Source organism: Enterocloster sp. 210928-DFI.2.20, from assembly GCF_020554465.1.
In the GTDB taxonomy this organism is placed as follows: Bacteria; Bacillota; Clostridia; order Lachnospirales; family Lachnospiraceae; genus Enterocloster; species Enterocloster bolteae.
On the sequence record NZ_JAJCHK010000004.1, the window covers coordinates 178,535 to 197,403 of the forward strand.

Sequence of the window (18,869 nt, forward strand, 5' to 3'; positions counted from 1 at the left end):
CCTGCTGATATTGCGCTGCGGCGGAAATTACGGGGATCAATTCCGGCTTTCCGTATTCTGTCTCCCGGCCTCATCCTGCCGCGCCAGCCACTCCGCAAAATATGGTTTAATGACGCTGAAGGGAGCCGGGCCTATATCCAGAAGGAAACGGTTGAATTCCATGTTGGTATAGCGGCTGCCAAGGGTTTTCTTGGCCTCGCGCTGCATGCCCAGGATTTCCAGGTAGCCCACATAATACTCCAGGTAATTGGCCGGATTCTCCGCAATGTCATAATAGATGGTGGTAATAACAGAGGAATCGCTGATGCGGAAGTAGTGGTTTAAATAGTCCTCCACCTGCTTGATATCCCAGCCCTCATAGTGGATATTCACATCCAGAATAGCGTACAGGGCAAGGGTGAAGGCGGCATTGTGCTGAAGCAGCTCTCCCAGGTCCGGGTCCAATCCGTTGTTCAGGCTGTAGGAATAGTATTCCACATAGGTGGCCCAGCCTTCTGAATAGCTGCTGAAGCTCAGGAGCTTGCGCAGGTTGCAGGTGTTATGTTTGTTGAAATAGAGGGTTTGGTACATGTGGCCGGGATAACCCTCATGGGCCAGGGTGGAGTACAGGTTCCTGGCGGTATTGGTGCTTCCGTTGTTGATGTAGATGGAATTGTCCTGGGGGCGGTCAATGGGCACGGTCAGGTAGAAGGCCGGGCTCAGGGTGGCCTCCAGGGCAGCGGGCACATTTTTAATGCTGCATGTGTAATCCTCGATGGCCGGGAAATCCTTTGCGCACTGTTTCCTCAGGTCCTCCAGAATCTGGTTGGGATCGGTGAGGGCGAAGGAGTAGGAGTACAGTTTTTTTGCCAGGGTGGGATTTTCGGTCAGCAGCTCATCCATGGCAGTCAGGTCATCCATCATCTGATCACTCATGGCTTTTTTCAGGGCAGGAATATCCTGATAGGAAGTGCCGGTATATGCGTTCACCAGGTACTGGTAATATTTCTTGCCCTGGGGGAAGTAATACAGCCCTTTATCATTGGTTCCGGTGCCTTTCAGGGGAGTCAGCCCCTCGATCAGCTTCTGGTATGCGGGCACGAAGTGTTCGTCAATGGCAGTATGGTTCCTGGCAATGAAATCCTCCTTTTCCTGCTTTGTCAGTCCCTCCACCTGCTCCAGACGCTCCGCAAATGTTTCCGCCATGAAGCTGTGGTCCGCGTCCAGAAGATAGGCGTTGCAGGAATTGAGGATACGGTCGATGACCGTGTCGCACAGCCCCAGTCCGGCATCGGTTTTTTCCTTCTCAAAGGCAATGATGCTGTCATAGTAGGTGTCAATGGAGGACAGGAGGGAAAGGTAATCCTCCACATCCTGTTTACTGTAAAATACATACTCGGACAGAAGTATGGGAAGCTGCGCCTGTATGCCCAGGGAGGAGGAAAGAGGCTGGTCGTAGAGCTCCAGTCCTTCACTGTCCAGCATGGTATTTAAATAGGATGACAGGATGTTGTATGTGAGCAGCTGGTCCTCACGGAGCAGGCGGCTGTCTATATCATTTAATTGTACTTTCAGGGATTTTGCATCATTAAGAGCCTGTTTACTGTCCTCCAGGGATACGGTTCCCAGGGTTTTATCGTAGTCAGTGATGCCGTAGGCGGCCGGATTGGCCAGGGTGTAGTGAAGCGTGATAAGGGAATTGTCAACTTCGTCCAGGAACAGGTCGTTGGTCAGCTGGTCAAAGGACGCCTGGGCATCAATGGTTTTCTTCTCATATTGTTCATAGGACTGGGTACTTTCCTGGGCAGCGGATTCCTTTGCCAGAGGAGCGGATGCCTGAGGACGCGCAGGCGCCACGCATCCGGCTGTCAGGCAGATAACCAGAAGCAGGGATAAAAGATATTGTAAAAATATAGTTTTTCGTTGTCTCATTCTAAACAAATCCTCCATTGGGGTGTCTGCTGCATTTTTATTACGACATTATATAGTATATGAGCGGAAATTACAACTTATGAGCCGTGAAAAAACTGGCAGGCCCTTCCAAAGAGGGAAAAAACAGGGGGCACGTCTTGACGAACATGGGGGAAACGCTTATACTTAAAACTATTAAAATAAGCGGATTGGGCGCTGCGGCCGCCGGAGCATTTTTATGAACTGCTCTGCCCCGGCTCTTTGTTTCCGCTCAGAAAAAGAGGGAATTAATCATATGTGTCAGGATTGTAAAAAGCCATATTATATTACCACGGCCATTGCCTATGCTTCCGGCAAGCCGCATATCGGCAATACCTATGAAATCATTCTGGCTGACAGCATAGCCAGATATAAGAGGGAGCAGGGATATGACGTGTTCTTCCAGACAGGTACGGACGAGCATGGACAGAAGATTGAAGAAAAGGCTGAGGCAGCAGGTGTGACTCCCCAGGAGTTCGTGGACAAGGCAGCTGCTGAGATAAAGCGGATTTGGGATTTGATGAACACTTCCTATGATAAGTTTATCCGCACCACGGACCAGGACCATGAGGCCCAGGTGCAGAAGATTTTCAAGAAGCTTTACGACCAGGGCGATATCTATAAGGGATATTACGAGGGGCTGTACTGTACTCCCTGCGAGTCCTTTTTCACTGAGTCCCAGCTGGTGGACGGCAAGTGTCCGGACTGCGGACGCGAGGTAAAACCTGCCAAGGAGGAGGCGTATTTCTTCCGCATGAGCAAGTACGCTCCCAGGCTGATCGAGTATATCAATGAGCATCCGGAGTTCATCCAGCCCGTATCCAGGAAGAATGAGATGATGAACAACTTCCTTCTCCCGGGACTTCAGGATTTATGCGTGTCCAGGACCACCTTCAGCTGGGGCATCCCCGTTGATTTTGATCCGAAGCATGTGACCTATGTATGGCTGGATGCCCTGACCAACTATATCACCGGTATTGGTTATGATTGTGACGGCAGCAGTACAGACCAGTTTAAGAAGTACTGGCCCGCTGACCTTCATCTGATTGGCAAGGATATCATCCGATTCCACACCATCTACTGGCCCATTTTCCTGATGGCCCTGGATGTGCCCCTTCCCAAGCAGGTATTTGGCCATCCATGGCTGCTGCAGGGCGACGGTAAGATGAGCAAGTCCAAGGGCAACGTGCTCTACGCAGATACCCTGGTGGATTTCTTTGGCGTGGACGCGGTGCGCTATTTCGTGCTTCATGAGATGCCGTTTGACAATGACGGCGTCATTTCCTGGGAGCTGATGGTGGAGCGCATGAACTCCGACCTGGCTAATATACTGGGCAACCTGGTAAACCGCACCATTTCCATGAGCAACAAGTATTTTGACGGCGTGGTCTGTGACAAGGGTGTATGCGGGGAAGCGGACGAGGATCTTAAGAAGGTAGTGCTGGAGGAAGTGAAGAAGGCTGATGCCAAGATGGAGCAGCTGCGTGTGGCAGACGCCATGACGGAAATCTTTAATATCTTCAGAAGATGCAACAAGTATATTGATGAGACAACACCCTGGACACTGGCCAAGGATGAGAGCCAGAAGGACAGGCTTGCCACCGTGCTCTATAACCTGACAGAGGCCATTGCCATCGGAGCATCCCTTCTGTACTCCTTTATGCCGGAGACAGCTGAAAAGATCCTGGCACAGATTCATACGGGCAAGCGTGAACTGTCCCAGATGGATGCCTTTGGATTATATCCAAACGGACAAAAGGTGACGGATAAGCCGGAGATTCTCTTTGCCCGCATGGACATCAAGGAAGTGCTGGAGAAGGTGGAAGCCATGCATGGGGCTGAGGCAGCAGACCAAAAACAGGCAGGCGGCCAGGACGGATCCTCTGATAATGCAGAGGACAGCGGCATTGACCTGGAGGCCAAGCCGGAGATAACCTATGATGATTTTGTGAAGCTTCAGTTCCAGGTGGGGGAAATCATCAAGTGCGAGGCAGTTCCCAAATCCAAGAAGCTCCTTTGCTCCCAGGTAAAGATTGGAAGCCAGGTGCGTCAGATTTTAAGCGGCATTAAGGCTTACTACTCTCCAGAAGAGATGGTGGGCAAAAAAGTTATGGTAGTGACCAACTTAAAGCCGGCCAAGCTGGCAGGCATGGTGTCTGAGGGTATGATTCTCTGCGCAGAGGACGCAGAGGGCAGCCTGGCACTTATGACGCCGGAGAAAAGTATGCCGGCAGGAGCCGAAATCTGCTGATGGTTCGGTTAGCTGTGAGACATTAAAAAGAATATGATGAATACCGGACAGGAACCGTGGAAAGCGTGTGCTTTTTATGGCTGCCCGGAAGGCAGGAGCGGGCGGTGATGACCTGCTCCTGTTTTTAAATCAGGCGTATTTTGCATGATAAACTGGAAATGGAGGGGATTATGAGGATACTGAGCATAACAGCCCAGAAACCCCACAGCACGGGGAGCGGTGTTTATCTTACCGGCCTGGTAAAGGGTTTTGCCGCACTGGGGCATGAACAGGCCGTGGTGGCAGGGGTCTATGAGGAGGACGAGATGCATTTTCCCGAAGGGACCCGGGTCTATCCGGTATATTACAAAACAGAAAGCCTGCCCTTTCCCATCGCGGGTATGTCGGATGAGATGCCTTATGAGAGCACCATATACAGCCGGATGACAGAGGATATGGTGGACGCATTCAAAAGGACATTTCTGGAGAAAACAAGGGAGGCGGTGGAATGCTTCCGGCCGGATTTGATTCTGTGCCATCATCTGTATCTGCTTACGGCAGTGGTGCGGGAGGCATTTCCCCAATATAAAACAGCAGCCATATGCCATGGCACAGGCCTGCGCCAGGTAAAGAAAAACAGCCTTGAACGGGATTATATCCTGGCTCACATAAAGGAATTGGATATGGTGTTCTGCCTTCACAGGGAACAGAGGGAAGAAATCAGCCGGATATACGGCGTGCCGGGAGAGCGGCTGGAAGTGATTGGAAGCGGATTTGATGATTCTATTTTCCGCTATATGCCGGTTCAAAAGGAGAATGGGGTCAAGCGGCTGATTTACGCCGGAAAGCTGTCTGAGAAGAAAGGTGTTATGAGTCTGCTGCGGAGCCTTACGTATCTGGAACAGCTGCAAAGAAAGGATGGGGAGCAGCAAGGACAGGGCATAGGACAGCCCGCGGATCCTATGAAAATAGAGGTATGGCTGGCCGGGGGATATGGAAACCAGCTGGAGTATGAAACCATTAAGAAGCTGGCGGACCAGTCCCCTTACCCGGTGAAATTCCTTGGAAGGCTGGCCCAGCCCCAGCTGGCAGAACGGATGAATCAGGCGGATGTTTTCGTGCTCCCGTCCTTTTACGAGGGTCTGCCTCTTGTGGTGATAGAGGCTCTGGCCTGCGGTCTGCAGGTGGTCTGCACAGACTTGCCGGGGGTCAGGCCCTGGCTGGAGGAAAATATCGGAACATGTGCCGTGAAATTTGTGCCCCTGCCAGCTATTGTAAATGCGGATGAGCCAGTTGAACAGGAGCTTCCGCAGTTTGAACGGCGCCTGGCTGAGGCGATAGCTGAAAGCCTGGAAGCGGATGGAAGCAGGCAGGGAGCGGATAGCAGCAGGCAGGGAGCGGATGGCAGCAGGCAGGGAGCGGATGGCAGCAGGCAGGGACCGGATAGCAGGCCGCCGGAAACACCGGGCGGAGAAAGTTTGGCCGCAGCGGGTCCGTCCATAGCATCCCCGCCGCCCGATTTGAGCCGCATATCCTGGACAGGCATAAGCAAAAAGATATTAGAATCCTGCAATCTTATATAAATCCCCTAAAATCTGGATGAAAATGGGAGAACCATACCCTGTTTCCTGGAAAAATCGACCTGAAGTGGGAGAAACTTGCAATTTTCGCCATTTTGGAGTATGATGAAAGGAAATTAAAACATGAGGGGGCTATAAAGCCCGAAAGAGGGTACGATATGGGTAGAGGACGCAGCCGCGGGCCATACGGCGGCCGCCGACAGGGGCTTACGGGAAACCAGCTGAAGATTCTGGGAATTGTGGCAATTCTAATTGATAATATTGGAGCAGTGGTGATTCAGGGAGGGATTCTTCATGGAACAGACAGTGCTCTTTATCATGCAGTGCTGCTGACGCCTTCCGGACATTACTGGGTGATAGCAGGACAGGTCTGCCGTTATGTGGGGAGACTGGGATTTCCTATCCTGGCATATCTCACGGCAGAGGAATTTGTGCGCACCAGGGACCGCCGGTGGTACGCCGTCAGGATGCTCCTGTTTGCCCTGTTGTCTGAAGTGCCCTTTGATTTGGCTGTGTACCACACCATGTATTATCCCCACTATCAGAATATGATGTTTACCCTGTTTGCCGGGGTGCTGGTTATGGCTGTCATGGAGTCCACCCAGAATCCGTGTTTGAAGGCAGTGGCTCTGGCAGCGGGATGCGCGCTGTCTTGGGTGCTGCAGTTTGATTATAATGTGGTGGGAGTCCTGTTCATAGCTGCCATGTACTGGTTCCGCCGCAGTGATACGGCCCAGGTGGTTGCGGGAGTGGCAATCTGCGCAGTGGAGAGCATCAGCTGCTATTGTGTGTCAGCCTTGTCTTTTGCGCCTATTGTATTGTATAATGGAAGGCGGGGGGCATTTCAGCTTAAATATATGTTCTACGTGTTTTACCCGGTACATTTTCTGGTGCTGTATGGTGTGAGCATGTGGATTGCAAAAGGAGTTTAAAATCATGATATTTGACACACATGCCCATTATGATGATGAGGCATTTGACGGGGACCGGCCGGAACTTCTGGGACGTTTGAAAGAAGCCGGCGTGGGTGCGGTTATGAATGTAGCTGCCAGCCTGGGGAGCTGCCGAAGTACCCTGAAGCTGGCCGAAGCCTATGACTGGATATACGGGGCCATGGGAGTCCATCCCAGTGAGACAGGGGAGCTGGACCAGGAGGGCCTACAGTGGATTAAGGAACAGTGTGGCCGCCGGAAGATAAAGGCCGTGGGCGAAATCGGCCTGGATTACTACTGGGAGGAACCGGCCCACGATATACAGAAAAAATGGTTTGAGGCACAGATGGATTTGGCCAGGCAGGTTAAGCTTCCAGTCATCATCCACAGCAGGGATGCCGCAAAGGATACCCTGGATATGATGAAGGCGGCTAAGGCCGGGGATATCGGAGGCGTCGTCCACTGCTTTTCCTACACCAGGGAAATGGCCAGGGAGTACCTGAACATGGGATTTTTCCTTGGAATCGGAGGCGTCCTTACTTTCAACAATGCAAGGAAGCTGAAAGAGGTGGTGGAGTATATACCTCTGGAGTCCATTGTATTGGAGACAGACTGTCCCTATCTGGCGCCGGTTCCCAACCGCGGAAAGAGAAACTCATCCCTCAATCTTCCCTATGTGGTGGAGGCTGTCAGCCAGCTTAAGGGAGTGGACCCGGAAACCGTTGTGAAGGTCACCTGGGAAAATGGAAAAAGGCTCTACCGGCTGTAGGCAGCCCGGTTATGGGAAACAGAGTTGAAAAATAGACAAAAAGCGCTGTAGTGTACGATATACAGCGCTTCTTTTTTGACTGTTCTTTTGCCCAGGCATTGACTTTTGGACGGGAATCCATTACTCTTAAAAGAGGGCCGAATCCGGTCCGCAGAAAGGAAATTATAATACATGGCGACTTTGGGTAATCCGAAAAATACCATTGAAATCATACAGAAATATCAGTTCGCATTCCAAAAGAAATTTGGTCAGAATTTTCTCATAGATACCCACGTGCTGGACAAAATCATAAGTGCCGCAGGGATTACCGGGGATGACTGCGTGCTGGAAATAGGACCGGGCATCGGAACCATGACCCAGTACCTGGCGGAGCATGCAGGAAAAGTGGTTGCAGTGGAGATTGACACCAATCTTCTGCCCATACTGGACGAGACGTTAAAGGGCTATTCCAATGTGACGGTTATCAACAGTGATATACTGAAATTAGACATGAACCAGCTGGTGGACGAGTATAATGATGGAAGGCCTATCAAGGTGGTGGCCAACCTCCCATATTATATCACCACGCCCATTATCATGGGATTGTTTGAGAGCAATGTGCCCATTGACAATATCACTGTTATGGTGCAGAAGGAGGTGGCGGACCGGATGCAGGTGGGACCCGGCTCCAAGGACTACGGCGCCTTGTCCCTGGCAGTGCAGTACTATGCAAAGCCTTATATCGTGGCAAATGTACCGCCCAACTGCTTTATTCCACGCCCCAATGTGGGATCCGCGGTTATCCGCCTGACAAGGTATAAGGAACCACCGGTACAGGTGGACGAGCCAGGTGTCATGTTCCGGCTTATAAGGGCCTCGTTTAATCAGCGCAGGAAGACGCTGCAGAACGGATTAAATAACTCGCCGGAGGTTCCGTATACAAAGGAGCAGATAGCGGCTGCCATTGAGAGCCTGGGTGTTCCTGCTTCTGTCAGGGGGGAAGCATTGACGCTGGAGCAGTTCGCCGGCTTGTCCAATTATTTTACCCGCACAGCGGGAAATGGGGCTTAAGGTTCGCAATATGATGCCAGGAATATAAAAACGGGGTCCGTGGTGTATTTCACGGGGATAAAGGGGAATAATCCTGGAAGGACAATTATCTGAATCATCAGAGAAATTATATATAAAACAGAAAGGAAGGTAAGTCGATGAACAAAAAAGTGGGTAAAATCCTGACAGCTGCGGCAGCAGGAGCAGCAGTGGGCGTGGCAGTGAAGAAGCTGCAGGACAGCCGGAAGGAAAAGGAAGATGAGAGGATTGCCGCCATTGAGGAAGCGGTGATGAATAACCGGGATTATGGCGACAGGAAAGCTTATCTGGTAGGCGGAGGCCTGGCCACCCTGGCTGCCGCCGCGTATCTGATCCGGGACTGCAGGTTCCCTGCCAACCAGATAACGGTTTACGAGGGCATGCACATACTTGGGGGAAGCAATGACGGTATCGGTACGCCGGAGCAGGGCTTTGTATGCCGCGGCGGACGTATGCTCAATGAGGAGACCTATGAGAACTTCTGGGAGCTTTTTGGATCCATTCCATCCCTGCGCCAGCCCGGACGCAGCGTTACGGAAGAAATTCTGGAGTTTGACCATGCCCATCCTACCTGCGCCAAGGCAAGGCTGGTGGATAAGGACGGCAACATTCTGGATGTGAAATCCATGGGATTTAACCAGGCTGACCGGATGGCCCTTCTGAAGCTGCTGATGACAGATGAGAAAAAGCTGGACAACCTGACCATCCAGGACTGGTTTAAGGAAACACCCCATATATTCGAGACCAATTTCTGGTATATGTGGCAGACCACCTTTGCATTCCAGAAATACAGCAGCCTGTTTGAGTTCAGACGGTATATGAACCGCATGATTTTTGAGTTCAGCCGTATCGAAACCCTGGAGGGAGTTACCAGAACTCCGTTAAACCAGTACGACAGCGTGATTCGTCCTCTGGAGACTTATCTGAGGAAGGCCGGAGTCAACTTCCGTGAGAACTGCGAAGTGACAGATATAGATTTTGCGGACGGACCCGGAATTACGGTAAAGACCCTGTATCTGAAAAAGAAGGTGGAGAGCACAGATGACTCAGGTGAGGAATCAGACGCTCCGGCCGGTCCTTCCTATGTGACGGAGGAGGTCCAGCTAAATAAGAGCGATATCTGTATCATGACCAATGCGTGCATGACGGACAGCGCTACCCTGGGAAGCCTTTACAAACCCGCGCCCGCGCCTGAGAAGAAGCCGATCAGCGGTGAACTCTGGGCCAAGGTGGCCGGAAAGAAGCCGGGCCTGGGAAATCCGGAGCCATTCTTTACCAAGCCTGAGGAGACAAACTGGCTCAGCTTTACTGTTACCTGCAAAGGCGATGATATTTTAAAGACCATTGAGAATTTTACCGGCAATGTACCTGGCAGCGGCGCTCTGATGACCTTTAAGGATTCCAGCTGGCTTATGAGCAGCGTGGTTGCGGCTCAGCCTCATTTTGTGAACCAGCCCGCCGACCAGACCATTTTCTGGGGATATGGACTGCACACAGAGGCCATTGGCGATTATGTAAAGAAGCCTATGAAGGATTGTACCGGCCAGGAGCTGTTAAATGAATATCTCCATCATCTTCATATTCCGGAGGACAGGATTGCGGAACTGATGAAGACGGTTATCAATGTGATTCCCTGCTATATGCCTTATGTGGATGCACAGTTTGAGCCGCGCAAGATGAGCGACAGGCCGCCGGTGATTCCGGCAGGTTCCACCAACTTTGCAATGGTGAGCCAGTTTGTGGAGATTCCGGAGGACATGGTATTTACTGAGGAATATTCGGTACGCGCTGCGCGCATTGCAGTTTACGGCCTTTTGGATGTAAAGAAAAAGATTTGCCCGGTGACGCCTTACAACAGGCAGCCTAAGATTCTTTTGAAGGCGCTTAAGAAATCATATCTGTAGAGGGGCATATCCATCATATGGTTAAATATCGGGCCGGCTTCTGCCGGCCCGGACTTTTGGAATACATACAGGCGGAGTACATACAGGATAGGAGACAATACCAATGATATTTATAGGAGGAATCAGTCAGGGGCAGAAAATACTGGATTATGTAAAGACTGTCATATGTGACCGGTGCGGCGGATACGGGCGATACCAGGTTTACATGACCTATATGTATTTCAGCTTTTTCTTTATTCCCCTGTTCAAGTGGAATAAGAGATTTTATGTAAAAATGTCCTGCTGTGATGCTGTCTATGAGCTGGACCAGGAGGTGGGAAAGGCGCTGCTTCACGGCCAGCAGGCAGATATAAAAAGTTCCGACCTGACGTTGGTTCAGGAGGGGCGCCGCAGGGGCTATTACGACAGCGGAACCTATAAGACCTGGAAAAAATGCGGAAATTGCGGATTTGAGACAGAAGAGGATTTTGAGTACTGTCCTAAATGCGGCAGGAGACTGTGACGGACGGCGGTGCACAGACGGCAGCAGGAGAGAAATCAGCAGCCCCTGCTGATATGAGACCGAACCAAGAATTTTTCTAAACTTCAACCTAGCCATGGCTCTTCTGGTATAGTATAATGGAATCAGCCTTTACGGGCATCTGATATTTGGAGAGGTGTTGGATGCTGCAATGGTTAGCAGCCATTGCATAAGAGAAAGGATGGGAAAATGATGGAAAATCAGAAGATGGATTTGATCCTTCAGAAGTTAGGAGGGATCGAAGGAGGCCTTGCCTCGGTAAGAGAAGATGTGCGGTCGCTGCAGGGAGACATGCAGACACTCAAAGGAGACGTGAAGACGCTCAAAGAGGATGTGCAGACGCTTAAAGACAGGGTAACCAACATAGAGATTACCTTGGAGAATGAGACCAACAGGAATATCCAGCTGATAGCAGAGGGACATTTGAACCTGGCTCGAAAGCTGGATGAAGCGTTAAAGGAATTACAGCCTAATATCATGTATCATTTAAAAGTGAATCACCTGGATGGCGAGGTCACCAAGATGAAGCGTATGTTGAATATGGCATAAAACGGATACCGGTATGGAATGCCGCAGTTCAGTTTTCACGGTTCAAATTTCATAACAATTTCAGCAAACAAGAGAGGATTTTGCAAGGCAGTAACCAGCTGCATTGCAGAATCCTTTTTGCGTTTTTGGCCCTCCATACAAGCTGTATCCATAGCCGCGTACAGGAAGGACCAGGAAACTCTGCATGTTTTTACCTTTATTTTACGCGAACCTGCTTTTGGATTTTACCTGGACAATTTAGAATCTATAAGTAGATTTGGGAGGAGAAAGGAACGGAAATGGCGGATATTTCACTGGTAAATGTATGTAAAACCTATAAAGGGGGCCAAAATGCGGTCAAGGATTTTAATTTGGATATCAGGGACCGGGAGCTGATTATTTTTGTGGGGCCGTCAGGCTGCGGAAAATCCACTACACTGAGAATGATTGCAGGACTTGAGGATATTTCCTCAGGGGAATTATGGATGGATGACTGCCTGATGAACATGGTCGAACCTAAAAACCGGAATCTGTCCATGGTATTTCAGAATTATGCCTTATATCCCCATATGACGGTGTATGAGAACATGGCCTTTGGACTCAGGGTACGCAGGACCGCGCCCGGTGAAATTGATGCCAGAGTAAGGGAGGCAGCCCGAATTCTGGAAATCAGCCATCTGCTGGACCGCAGGCCGGCTGCATTATCAGGAGGACAGAAGCAGAGGGTTGCAATCGGAAGCGTGATTGTGAGAAAGCCAAAGGCTTATCTTATGGACGAACCCCTGTCCAATCTGGATGCCAAGCTGAGGGCACAGATGCGGGTGGAAATAGCAAAGCTTCACAAACAGCTTAACGCCACCATCATATATGTGACCCATGACCAGGTGGAGGCCATGACTCTGGGTACCCGGATTGTTGTTATGAACCAGGGAATGATACAGCAGGTAGCACCTCCCGCAGAGCTTTCCCGGAATCCTGTAAATAAATTTGTGGCGGGATTCATTGGTTCCCCCACTATGAATTTTCTGGATGTGGATGTGCTGGAAGAGGATGGGACAGTCTGGCTTCTGGGACAGGGATGGCGGCTTCCTCTGGAAGGATACCAGGCCAGGAAATTAAAAGAAAAAGGGTTTGCGGGAAAACGGGTAACTCTGGGGATCCGGCCGGAAGACCTTCATCAGGAAGAATGCAGCCGGAAAAACGGTTCCGACGGTTTGAACGGAAATGACAGCGGGTGGATTGGAGTTTACATAAGTGTCAGGGAAATGCTGGGAAGCGAGGTGCTGCTTCACGGCAATACAGGGGATACGGGCCGGCTGTCGGCCAGGATGCCGGCGTCCTGCCGGGTGAAGCCGGGAGAATTCCTGCGCCTTTACGTGGATATGCCTCAGATTAAGCTGTTTGATATACAGTCAGAAGAAAATATTTTATTTGATTAGGAGACAGTGATGAAATCAGATTCATTATTAAAAAAGGCAGGGCCCTATGGATATATTTTACCGGCTCTCCTGGTGTTTGCCGTATTCCTGTTTTACCCGTTTTTCAAGACCATTTACCTGAGTCTTTATAAGACAAATAAAATGGGGCAGGCCAAGCTGTTTGTGGGACTGGGAAATTATATGGAGCTGTTTCAGTCGGAATCATTTTATAACAGTCTGGCAGTAACCCTTCTGTTCGTGGCAATCGTGGCGGCGGGAAGCATGGCCCTGGGACTCCTGGCAGCTGTCCTGTGCAATAAGGCATTTCCGGGAATCCGTATATTCAGCACGGCTTATGCGCTGCCCATGGCCATTGCGTCCAGTTCCGCAGCCATGATATTTAAAATCATGCTTCATCCTTCCATCGGTATTGTAAACAAGCTGCTGGGACTTGATATCAATTGGATTAACGACCCCAAATACGCGCTCATATGCGTGGCCCTGCTGACAGCCTGGCTTAACAGCGGAATTAACTTCCTGTATTTCAGCGCCGGACTCAGCAATATTGATGAGACTATCTACGAGAGAGCATCCGTGGATGGGGCCAACGGGATTCAGAAATTTTTCCGGCTGACACTGCCGGGTCTCAGCCCAATCATGTTTTATACCATCGTAGTGAATATCATCCAGGCATTCCAGTCCTTTGGCCAGGTGAAGATTCTGACCCAGGGCGGACCGGGGGAATCCACAAACCTGATTGTGTATTCCATTTACAGGGATGCGTTTTTTAACTACAGGTTTGGCAGCGCGGCGGCACAGTCCGTCATACTGTTTGCCATCATCATGGTCATGACGCTTATGATGTTTAAGGCAGAGAAGAAAGGAGTCAGCTATTAATGGAACAGACAATGACCATAAAGGGACGCAAAAGAGTCAGCCGCGAGGAAATCATTAAAGTACAGGAGAAAGCCAACAGAAAAGCCATGACTGTAAGGAGAGTCAGGACCGGAGCCCTGATTGCAGCCAATGTGCTGGTATCCCTCTTCGTTCTTCTGCCGCTGTTATATGCGGTCAGCGTGGCGTTTATGCCGCCCGGCGAATTGTTTACCACGGAAATGAATCTGGTGCCCAGGCAGCCTACATGGGACAATTTCAGGCAGGCCCTGGTAAAAATACCGCTGGTGCGGTTTGTGTGCAACTCCTTTATCACAGCCGGGCTGATTACAGCGGGACAGATTATTTCCTGTTCTTTGGCTGCATTTTCCTTCTCCTTCCTGGAGTTTAAGGGTAAAAACGCACTTTTTATGCTGGTAATGGCCACCATGATGATTCCGGGAGAGGCCACCATCATATCAAATTATCTGACGGTGAGCCGGTGGAACTGGCTGGATTCCTACCAGGTGCTCATTGTGCCCTATCTTACGTCAGCAATGGGAATCTTTCTGTTCCGGCAGTTTTATAAATCATTTCCCATCTCTCTGTATGAGTCGGCAAAGATTGACGGCTGCGGAAATCTCAGGTTCATTTTCCGCATCCTGCTTCCGCTTACCAAGTCGGCCATAGGGGCCATGGCGGTGTATACCTTTATCAATGCCTGGAACATGTATATGTGGCCTTTGCTGGTGACCGGATCCAATGAAATGAGAACCGTGCAAATTGGCATCAGCATGTTAAACAGCGTGGACGCCCAGTCCATTGCTTTGATGATTGCAGGCGTGGTCATGATTATCCTGCCCTCCATTTCTATCTTCATATTGGGGCAGAAGCAGCTGATCCGGGGGATGTTCTCAGGAGCAGTGAAGGGTTAGGAACACCCGGAAAGGGATTACAGAAGTAAATAAAAGAAGAAAAAGAAACAAGAAAATGAAATAAGAATAAAAAATAAACGGAGGAATAACAATTATGAAAAAGAGATTAATCGGTTATGCTGCAGCCTTACTGGCAGTATCCATGCTGGCAGGGTGCGGCGCGCCGGCAGCAGGCACGGGCGTTGCGGCTGACCCGGGTTCCCAGGCAGGTGCATCCCAGCCAGGTACATCCCAGTCAGGAACATCCCAGGCAGGCACATCCCAGGCAGGCACATCCCAGACAGATGCCTCCCAAAGTGCAGGCGCAGAGGGCGCTTCCATCACCTTCTGGCATTCCATGGGCGGAGTGAACGGAGAGGCATTGGAGTATCTGGTAAATAAGTTTAATTCAGAAAACACCATGGGAATCCAGGTGGAGGCCCAGTATCAGGGAGAGTATGACGATGCCATCAATAAACTGAAAAGCGCCCAGATTGGCAATATGGGTGCGGATTTGGTACAGATTTACGACATTGGAACCAGGTTCATGATTGATTCCGGGTGGGTGGTGCCCATGCAGGAGTTAATCGACGCGGACGGATGGGATAAAACACAGATTGAACCTAACATCGCTGCGTATTATACTGTAGGTGACACCTTATATTCCATGCCCTTTAACTCATCCACGCCTTTGCTGTACTACAACAAGGATATGTTTGACAAGGCAGGCATTACACAGGCGCCTGGAAGCCTTGGTGAGATCGGCCGGATTGCCGATGATTTGGTGAACAAGGGCGGGGCAGGAGAACCTATATCCCTGAGCATTTACGGTTGGTTTTTTGAACAGTTTACCTGCAAGCAGGGACTGAATTATGTAAACAACGGAAATGGACGTGAGGCAGCTGCCACAGCGGTTGAATTTGACCAGAACGGGGCTGGGGCAAAGACACTGGCGGCCTGGAAGGAACTGTACGACAAGGGCTACGCGCCCAATGTGGGCAGAGGCGGCGATGCGGGACTGGCAGATTTCAGCTCCGGCAAGTCGGCCATGACCCTTGGATCCACTGCCTCCTTAAAGCAGATTCTGGAAGATGTAAATGGCAAGTTTGAGGTGGGAACCGCTTATTTCCCCATGGTCAATGAAAGCGATAAAGGCGGAGTGTCTATTGGAGGCGCCTCTCTCTGGGCCCTGAACAATGAGGATGAGGCTAAGAAGGCCGCCACATGGGAGTTTGTTAAGTTCCTTGTTTCACCAGAGAGCCAGGCTTACTGGAACGCCCAGACAGGATATTTCCCTGTGACTGTCAAGGCTCATGAGGAACCTGTATTCAGGGAGAATCTGGAAAAATATCCCCAGTTTGGCACTGCCATTGACCAGCTTCATGATTCCGCTCCGCAGTCAGCAGGCGCCCTGCTCAGCGTATTTCCTGAGGCAAGGCAGGTGGTTGAAACGGAGATAGAGAACATGCTTAACAACGGAACCAGCCCGGAGGAGGCTGCATCTGAGATGGCGCAGCAGATTAATAAGGCAATCGGGGAATATAACCTGCTCAATGAATGATAATCATGGACTGGAGGGTATACTGAGTATGAAGACACAGGTTTGGGCCCACAGAGGCGCGTCGGCTTACGCGCCGGAAAATACGCTGGAGGCATTCCGTCTGGCAGCGGAAATGGGAGCCGACGGGGTGGAGCTGGATGTCCAGTTAAGCAGGGATGGTGAGCTAGTGGTGGCCCATGATGAGACCATCGACAGGGTGAGTAACGGCACAGGGTATATAAAGGATTATACCCTGGCCCAGCTTAAGAAACTGTCTTTTAACAGGCTGTTTCCCAACTTTAAGGACGCCCGGATTCCCACGCTTAAGGAAGTCTATGAACTGTTAAAGCCTGCGGGGCTGACAGTAAATGTGGAGCTTAAGACCGGCATCATACTCTACCCTGAGATTGAGGAAAAGGTACTGGCTCTCACTGCTTCCATGGGGATGGAGGACAGGGTGATTTATTCATCCTTCTGCCACCCCAGCCTGGTAAGGCTTAAGGAACTGGACAGCGGCCTTAAGACAGGGCTTCTGTACTCGGATGGCTGGATTGGCGCGGCAGACTATGGGCGGCGTACAGTGGGAGCGGATGCCCTGCATCCGGCCCTGTACCACATGCAGGATCCGGATCTTATCCCGGCTGCCAGAAGGCAGGGACTGGCAGTGAATGTATGGACGGTCAATGAAGAACCGCATATGGAAATGCTGATGCAGCAGAAAGTGGACGCTATCATTACTAACCGGCCGGACCTGTGCAGGCGGGTCGTTGACAGGTACACAGACCTATGACAGAATATTTGACAGAAAGCAGGCATATATGATAAGACTGGTTGCAATTGACATGGACGGCACCCTCCTGCGCCCTGACGGGCATATTTCAGAGAGGAATGTGCGTGCGCTTAAAGGACTTAAGGCTATGGGAGCCGAGTTTTTGATTTGTACGGGACGCAGCTATATAGACGCATTGGAACCCCTTAAGGAGGCCGGACTCAGGGCGCCTGTGGTGTGCATGAACGGAGCCGCTGTGTATGATTGGGACGGCAGGCTCATGGACGAGATACGGCTTTCTGAGAGACAGGTAAGGGGAATCCTGGACTGCTGCCAAAAGGAGGACATTATCTTTGATTTCATGACGGACAGAGGCAGCTATACCACAGCCAGGGAGGCACAGTTTAGGGCATGTTTTGAACGGAATGTGCTGCTTCCCATGGCGGAGTTTACCTATGAGGGAGTGAGAGACCGGTTCTCCTTTGTGGAGGAAGGACAGCTCTTTGAGCTGGGTCTGGCATTTTATAAAATATCGGTCATCCATGAATCGCAGGAGGTTCTGGGCAGAATTAAGGAGCGCCTGTCCGGTATAGCGGAACTGGCGGTTGCGTCCTCCTTTGCCACCAACCTGGAGCTGACCCACAGCTATGCCCAAAAGGGCCGGGCTCTGGCTTTTTACGCGTCCTCCAGGGGCGTGAGACCGGATGAAATCATGGCCATAGGAGACAGCGAGAATGACTATTCCATGCTGTCCATGGACATAAAATATACGGTTGCCATGGGAAATGCCATGGAGAGCATTAAACGTATCGCCAGATGCCAGACCCGCTCCAATATACAGGATGGTGTGGCATATGCCATAGAAACCCTGGTTCTAACCAGGGAGGCCAGGGCGTATTAAGCCTCTGAGTGATGGGGACGGAGCATAATTTTACAGGTGATAAGCAAAGAGTCCGCAGGCTCTGCCCCGGCTCTTTTTTTGTTGTATTCAGAAGGTATGTGAGAGTTTGAATGATTTCGGATTGACAAATAAATAGTCCGGTGCTATGCTAAATGACAACAGGGAGCTTGTGAAGCAGGCTGAGAGGAAGTAATCGAACTTCGACCTATCGCACCTGATTTGGGTAATGCCAACGTAGGGAAATATGAGACATGTATGTGTATTCAATGCATAATTTAAGTCCATATCCCGCGCGGTATGGGCTTTTTTATATCAGAGAAAAGTTCCGGCCTTTTGCGCGGTATGGATATAAGCAGGATTTAACGCTGTGCAGGAAATACGCCGCTGTACCAGAAAATATGCCTCTCTACCAGGAAGATAGGCGGGCTCCAAGTAAAAAACATGGAGGTATGACTATGAAAGTAAACATTAAAAAACTGGCGGTAAGCGCCATGCTGACAGCGGTGGCCGTGTCTTTATCCGGCTTTTCCATCCCCATAGGGGCATCCAAATGTTTTCCGGTTCAGCACCTTGCCAATGTACTGGCCGGTGTTTTCCTTGGGCCGTGGTATGGCGTGGGAATGGCGTTCTGCACATCCTTTATCAGGAATCTGATGGGGACAGGCAGTCTGCTGGCATTTCCGGGCAGCATGGTGGGCGCATTTTTAGGGGGGTATCTGTACCAGCGTTTCGGCAGACTGACACTGGCCTACGTTGGGGAGGTGTTCGGCACCGGCATACTGGGCGGAATGCTCTGCTATCCGGTAGCCACACTGGTGATGGGGAAGGAAGCAGCCATTTTTGCCTATGTAATCCCATTTCTTATGAGCACCATGTGTGGTACGGTCATTGCCGCGTTCCTGATTGGCGTGCTGTATAAGTCCGGGGCGTTTCAGTATATGAGGCGGATGCTGGATCTGGATGTACAGACCGGCAAAGCCATGGGAAGATAACA

At 50.7% G+C, this 18,869-nt stretch carries 16 protein-coding genes and 1 riboswitch; of the genes, 15 read left to right on the forward strand and 1 reads right to left on the reverse strand.

Going from position 1 to position 18,869, the window contains the following annotated elements; translation table 11 throughout:
* Window positions 1-36: 36 nt before the first annotated feature.
* Window positions 37-1,911, reverse strand: coding sequence for a DUF885 domain-containing protein (locus tag LI015_RS06525; protein WP_002566245.1), 1,875 nt, complete (start codon window positions 1,909-1,911; stop codon window positions 37-39).
* 274 nt (window positions 1,912-2,185) lie between these two features.
* Between LI015_RS06525 and metG the strand changes: the two genes are divergently transcribed.
* From metG to thiW, 15 genes are all read left to right on the forward strand, one after another.
* Window positions 2,186-4,180, forward strand: coding sequence for a methionine--tRNA ligase (gene metG, locus LI015_RS06530; protein ID WP_227124328.1), 1,995 nt, complete (start codon window positions 2,186-2,188; stop codon window positions 4,178-4,180).
* Window positions 4,181-4,350: 170 nt separating this feature from the next.
* Complete coding sequence (locus tag LI015_RS06535) at window positions 4,351-5,742, forward strand: glycosyltransferase family 4 protein (protein WP_227124329.1); 1,392 nt, start codon at window positions 4,351-4,353, stop codon at window positions 5,740-5,742.
* Window positions 5,743-5,897: 155 nt separating this feature from the next.
* Window positions 5,898-6,671, forward strand: coding sequence for a TraX family protein (locus LI015_RS06540; RefSeq protein WP_227124330.1), 774 nt, complete (start codon window positions 5,898-5,900; stop codon window positions 6,669-6,671).
* Window positions 6,672-6,675: 4 nt separating this feature from the next.
* On the forward strand, window positions 6,676-7,440 hold the full coding sequence (locus tag LI015_RS06545; RefSeq protein ID WP_002566241.1) for a TatD family hydrolase: 765 nt from the start codon (window positions 6,676-6,678) through the stop codon (window positions 7,438-7,440).
* Window positions 7,441-7,611: 171 nt separating this feature from the next.
* On the forward strand, window positions 7,612-8,490 hold the full coding sequence (rsmA, locus tag LI015_RS06550) for a 16S rRNA (adenine(1518)-N(6)/adenine(1519)-N(6))-dimethyltransferase RsmA (RefSeq protein ID WP_002589317.1): 879 nt from the start codon (window positions 7,612-7,614) through the stop codon (window positions 8,488-8,490).
* A gap of 137 nt (window positions 8,491-8,627) precedes the next feature.
* Window positions 8,628-10,412, forward strand: coding sequence for an oleate hydratase (locus LI015_RS06555; RefSeq protein ID WP_002566239.1), 1,785 nt, complete (start codon window positions 8,628-8,630; stop codon window positions 10,410-10,412).
* A 103-nt stretch (window positions 10,413-10,515) separates the two neighbouring features.
* A complete protein-coding gene (locus tag LI015_RS06560) occupies window positions 10,516-10,914 on the forward strand; it encodes a zinc ribbon domain-containing protein (RefSeq protein ID WP_054354140.1) in 399 nt (132 codons plus the stop codon).
* Between the two features lie 207 nt (window positions 10,915-11,121).
* Window positions 11,122-11,481: a hypothetical protein gene (locus LI015_RS06565; RefSeq protein ID WP_227124331.1), complete on the forward strand. Its 360-nt coding sequence runs from the start codon at window positions 11,122-11,124 to the stop codon at window positions 11,479-11,481.
* Between the two features lie 278 nt (window positions 11,482-11,759).
* Window positions 11,760-12,899 (forward strand): ABC transporter ATP-binding protein, encoded by a 1,140-nt coding sequence (locus tag LI015_RS06570; protein ID WP_227124332.1) that lies wholly within the window; start codon window positions 11,760-11,762, stop codon window positions 12,897-12,899.
* A 9-nt stretch (window positions 12,900-12,908) separates the two neighbouring features.
* On the forward strand, window positions 12,909-13,775 hold the full coding sequence (locus LI015_RS06575) for a carbohydrate ABC transporter permease (protein ID WP_117627159.1): 867 nt from the start codon (window positions 12,909-12,911) through the stop codon (window positions 13,773-13,775).
* A complete protein-coding gene (locus LI015_RS06580) occupies window positions 13,775-14,686 on the forward strand; it encodes a carbohydrate ABC transporter permease (RefSeq protein WP_227124333.1) in 912 nt (303 codons plus the stop codon). The genes LI015_RS06575 and LI015_RS06580 overlap by 1 nt, the downstream gene beginning before the upstream one ends.
* A 94-nt stretch (window positions 14,687-14,780) precedes the next feature.
* A complete protein-coding gene (locus LI015_RS06585) occupies window positions 14,781-16,226 on the forward strand; it encodes an ABC transporter substrate-binding protein (protein ID WP_227124334.1) in 1,446 nt (481 codons plus the stop codon).
* Between the two features lie 28 nt (window positions 16,227-16,254).
* Window positions 16,255-16,995, forward strand: coding sequence for a glycerophosphodiester phosphodiesterase (locus tag LI015_RS06590; RefSeq protein ID WP_227124335.1), 741 nt, complete (start codon window positions 16,255-16,257; stop codon window positions 16,993-16,995).
* 28 nt (window positions 16,996-17,023) lie between these two features.
* Complete coding sequence (locus LI015_RS06595; protein ID WP_227124336.1) at window positions 17,024-17,875, forward strand: Cof-type HAD-IIB family hydrolase; 852 nt, start codon at window positions 17,024-17,026, stop codon at window positions 17,873-17,875.
* Between the two features lie 149 nt (window positions 17,876-18,024).
* A riboswitch (TPP riboswitch) is annotated at window positions 18,025-18,134 on the forward strand.
* Between the two features lie 196 nt (window positions 18,135-18,330).
* Window positions 18,331-18,867: an energy coupling factor transporter S component ThiW gene (thiW, locus tag LI015_RS06600; protein ID WP_002566230.1), complete on the forward strand. Its 537-nt coding sequence runs from the start codon at window positions 18,331-18,333 to the stop codon at window positions 18,865-18,867.
* Window positions 18,868-18,869: the final 2 nt, after the last annotated feature.

Excerpts from the sequence above, each read along its gene's own strand:
- LI015_RS06525 (WP_002566245.1), bottom strand. The coding sequence starts at position 1,911 with ATGAGACAACGAAAAACTATATTTTTACAATATCTTTTATCCCTGCTT.
- metG (WP_227124328.1), top strand. The coding sequence starts at position 2,186 with ATGTGTCAGGATTGTAAAAAGCCATATTATATTACCACGGCCATTGCC.
- LI015_RS06535 (WP_227124329.1), top strand. The coding sequence starts at position 4,351 with ATGAGGATACTGAGCATAACAGCCCAGAAACCCCACAGCACGGGGAGC.
- LI015_RS06540 (WP_227124330.1), top strand. The coding sequence starts at position 5,898 with ATGGGTAGAGGACGCAGCCGCGGGCCATACGGCGGCCGCCGACAGGGG.
- LI015_RS06545 (WP_002566241.1), top strand. The coding sequence starts at position 6,676 with ATGATATTTGACACACATGCCCATTATGATGATGAGGCATTTGACGGG.
- rsmA (WP_002589317.1), top strand. The coding sequence starts at position 7,612 with ATGGCGACTTTGGGTAATCCGAAAAATACCATTGAAATCATACAGAAA.
- LI015_RS06555 (WP_002566239.1), top strand. The coding sequence starts at position 8,628 with ATGAACAAAAAAGTGGGTAAAATCCTGACAGCTGCGGCAGCAGGAGCA.
- LI015_RS06560 (WP_054354140.1), top strand. The coding sequence starts at position 10,516 with ATGATATTTATAGGAGGAATCAGTCAGGGGCAGAAAATACTGGATTAT.
- LI015_RS06565 (WP_227124331.1), top strand. The coding sequence starts at position 11,122 with ATGATGGAAAATCAGAAGATGGATTTGATCCTTCAGAAGTTAGGAGGG.
- LI015_RS06570 (WP_227124332.1), top strand. The coding sequence starts at position 11,760 with ATGGCGGATATTTCACTGGTAAATGTATGTAAAACCTATAAAGGGGGC.
- LI015_RS06575 (WP_117627159.1), top strand. The coding sequence starts at position 12,909 with ATGAAATCAGATTCATTATTAAAAAAGGCAGGGCCCTATGGATATATT.
- LI015_RS06580 (WP_227124333.1), top strand. The coding sequence starts at position 13,775 with ATGGAACAGACAATGACCATAAAGGGACGCAAAAGAGTCAGCCGCGAG.
- LI015_RS06585 (WP_227124334.1), top strand. The coding sequence starts at position 14,781 with ATGAAAAAGAGATTAATCGGTTATGCTGCAGCCTTACTGGCAGTATCC.
- LI015_RS06590 (WP_227124335.1), top strand. The coding sequence starts at position 16,255 with ATGAAGACACAGGTTTGGGCCCACAGAGGCGCGTCGGCTTACGCGCCG.
- LI015_RS06595 (WP_227124336.1), top strand. The coding sequence starts at position 17,024 with ATGATAAGACTGGTTGCAATTGACATGGACGGCACCCTCCTGCGCCCT.
- thiW (WP_002566230.1), top strand. The coding sequence starts at position 18,331 with ATGAAAGTAAACATTAAAAAACTGGCGGTAAGCGCCATGCTGACAGCG.